Raw genomic sequence first — 3,616 nt, 5'->3', positions numbered from 1 at the left:
CGGCCGCACCAACGGCATGGGAGAGTGAGCTCAGCTTTTCGGTCAATCCTGGCGGGCTCCACATCATAGGGTGAGCCTCCGACCCCATCCATATCGTCAGAATGCCCTCAATTTCCCTCAGTTGCTTAAGAATTCTGTCCGCCTCAACCCGGGACTCCTCAGGCAGCTCAGCCCGACGCCCCTCAACCTGGGCTCGAATTTCTCTGATTCTCATCACCGTGTCAGCTACTTCTCTAAACCGATCCCGGATGTCAATCATGAGATCAAACTGGGCCCTAAGATCGGCATCGCTGGCCTTTGCTCTCGAATTTTTCTGAATCTTGAAAGGCTGCTGGTAAGTCTGGCCGTTCACCGTGAGCCGGGCGATGTATTGTCCAGGAGGAGCAACCGGTGGTGAAGGCGCTGAGTAATCGATGCTCAGAAAACCTTTCAAGGCACCAGCGGCCGGGGGCATCTGGGCCCTCGGATATCGCATATCCCAGAAGAAACGGTTCATGCCTGCCCTAGTGGGGGGCTTGGGACCTTCTGGTGACCGGCTGTAAAACTGCTGGATGATATCGCCATCGGCCTCCATGAGCGTGAGTGTTACTTCACTGCTGCGTGCCTCAGCCAGGTAATATTCAATCATCACTCCTCGGGGGGGATTCCTCGCTTCTTCTGGAGACCCAGAGTATCCTCCTCCCCCCCATGGTTGACGCAGGGCAGGAACTATTTTAAATAGATGCACCGGGGCCAAGACAACTTCGGGCGTGATCTGACGTAGGGATGAGATGTTGTCCATGATCCAGAAGCCCCGCCCATGGGTTGCCACCACCAGGTCGTTATCTTTCACGACCATCTGCATGACGATCACAGGTGGCAGGTTGCGTTGTAAGGACAACCAAGATTCACCGGCGTTGAATGAAACGTACACGCCGGTTTCAGTTCCCGCGTAGAGAAGACCTGGGCGAACCGGATCTTCCCGGATGACCCACGAGTAATCGTTTTCCCGAATCCCGTTCGTGATCCGCTGCCAGGTGTTTCCGTAGTCGGTGGTTTTGTAGAGATACGGCGTGCGATCGCTCACCCTGTGCCGTTCTCCAGAGATATAGACCGTCCCCGGTCGGTGAGGAGACACGTCTATGGCTGTGATCGTGGTCCACTCTAAGAGATCTGGAGGAGAGACATCCTGCCAACTGCTGCCACCATCTGTCGATACCTGAATGGTACTGTCATCAGTGCCCACCCAGAGCTCACCCTTTTTGAGAGGGGATTCAGCCAGGGTCCGGATGAGACTTACGTGAAAAAGCGAGGATGCATTGGAACTGATGGGTCCCCCGGATATTTCGCCCATAACATCCTGGCGGTTCCGCGTGAGGTCAGGACTGATCTGCTCCCAGGATTGGCCTTCGTCCTTGGATCGGAAGACGTACTGGGCAGCGGTGTAGAGCAGGCCGGGATCGTGCGGCGAGAGGAGCACCGGGAACGAGTAGTAGAAACGGTACTTCACATCTTTGACGGGCGTTCCGAACACCCACTCAGGCCAAACGCTGATGTGTGGAGCCTGTCCGTTTTCCCGGTCAAAACGGACCATCCTGGACCTATCACAGGCATAGACTACGCTGCCATCGGGCTTGACCGCCGTCTGCCCGCCCTCGCCGGCTGGAATGATAAGGTAATGATTCCATCCGATGGTCTGTGCGTCGGTTCGACTTGGAATCGCGATGTGGCTGTTGTCGTTCTGAGCACCGTATAGCCAGTAGGGCTCCTGGTCGTCCACAGCCAGACTGAGTAGGTCTGCGGTTGGTTGGTTTTTGAGGCTCGACCAAGATTCCCCTCCATTCAAAGTTACCGAGGCGCCTCCGTCCCCTCCTTCGATCATTCGGCGAGAGTCGTTGGGAGCTATCCATAAGGCATGAGGGTCCCAGTTCTCCATGGGCACACGTTTGAAGGTTCGGCCAGTGTCTGTGGACTTATGTAAACCAGTGATGGGCTGGATATAGACGACATCAGGATCCTGAGGGTCGGCAGTGATGTGGTTGTAAGAATTGGGGATTTCCATCTTGCCAGGGTCTTGATGCGTCAACTGCCATGTGGACCCGCCGTCATGGGAACGATAGATTCCACCTTCGCCTCTGTCAGCCTCGATGAACGCATACACTCGGTTGGAATCAGCCGGTGAGATGGATATACCGATCTTGCCGACTAGGCCTTTTGGCATCCCGGGATTGTGGGTGATGTCAGTCCAGGTATCCCCACCATCCGTGGACTTGAACAGGCCTGTGCTGGGACCGCTGCTCTCCTCGTCCCACGGGTAGGTCACATGGTGGTTCAGGGCGGCAATGATCACCTTCGGGTTCTTGAAATCAATAGACAGATCCACCGCACCGGTTGTCTCGTCTTTATACAGGATCCGTTCCCATGTCTTCCCTCCATCTGAGGTTCGATAGAGACCGCGATCTGTGTTGGGGCCGAACATGTCTCCCATTGCTGCCACGTACACAATATCGGGATTGGTTGGATGAATACGGAGCCTGGCGATGTGCCGGGTTTCTCTCAGGCCAACATTGGTCCACGTCTCTCCTCCGTCAGTGGATTTGTAGACTCCGTCTCCGGGCGAAATGAATTGGCGTGGAAGTCCCTCACCTGTCCCTGCGAAGATCACCTTGGGATCCGAGAGAGATACGTCCAGGGCACCCAGCGCAGGGAATTTGAAGAAGCCGTCCGATACGTTCCGCCAATGCCGGCCGGCATCGGTGGTCTTCCACACTCCGCTGTGGGCAGCGCCGAAATAGTAGATGAGGGGGTCGTCGGGATGTCCCGCCACCGCCACAACTCGCCCTCCACGGTACGGCCCCACAAACCGCCACTCGAGGGCAGAAAGAAAGCTGTCATCCACGCTGGGATACTCGGTGAGAACATTCTCGCCTCTGCCCCCGTCAAGGGAGCTGTTGTGGCATCCAAACAGAACAAGGAGGACAACAACCAAAGTGAAGGATGTCCTTAAGCCGATCCGGGTGAGACTGCCAATCGCCTTCATCACCATCTCCTTCAGCAGAGCGAACAAACCAGTTGGTGACATAAACTTCCTCCTTCGAAAAAGAATTCTGTTCTCAATTTATGAGAAAAAGTATAATCTAAACTCATATCGAGGGAAACTCTTTAGCCTGGTTTATTCAAAAAAAACGCCGATGCCTGTTTTTCTTCAGCAATATCAGGAAGTTATCCTGACATTGCTGAAAAAACTTTTCAAGAAGAATTTTTTTATAGCGCATCGGCGTTTTTTACCCTTCAAGCGAGCCTGTCTTCCCGCATCTGCTTCGTTGTGACCCATTTGCGGTGGACGACCACAGCGGTATAGGTCACGCCTCGCATCTGCAGCAACCTAGGCTAGTGAATAATCCAGGTTGATTGCCAGGTTTGTTCAGTTTACTGGGGTGCCCAATTCGATGTGTAGGCCGGTCGGATCGTCAGTATTCTGGGTATTGAGATTTCGTTTTTCTGTTGATGATGATTTGCCCTTAATTTTATCAAATTTCCACCTTCTAACTAACTTCTTCAACAATACTATAAATAAAAAACAAGTCCAGTCAATAAAAAATCCACAAGAAATTTCCAATACTTATCTTGGCAACAG

Annotated in this window: 1 protein-coding gene; it reads right to left on the bottom strand. The window is 53.5% G+C overall.

Annotated elements, in window-relative coordinates; all coding sequences use genetic code 11:
- On the bottom strand, positions 1-3,061 hold a 3,061-nt coding region (locus tag JRJ26_20365), incomplete at its 3' end, for a glycosyl hydrolase (protein MBW2059844.1).
- Between the last annotated feature and the right edge of the window lie 555 nt (positions 3,062-3,616).

This window comes from Deltaproteobacteria bacterium, from assembly GCA_019308905.1.
Taxonomy (GTDB): domain Bacteria; phylum Desulfobacterota; class BSN033; order WVXP01; family WVXP01; genus JAFDHF01.
The sequence above is the reverse complement of the archived record's forward strand: the minus strand, read 5'-3'. Positions and strand labels throughout refer to the sequence as shown.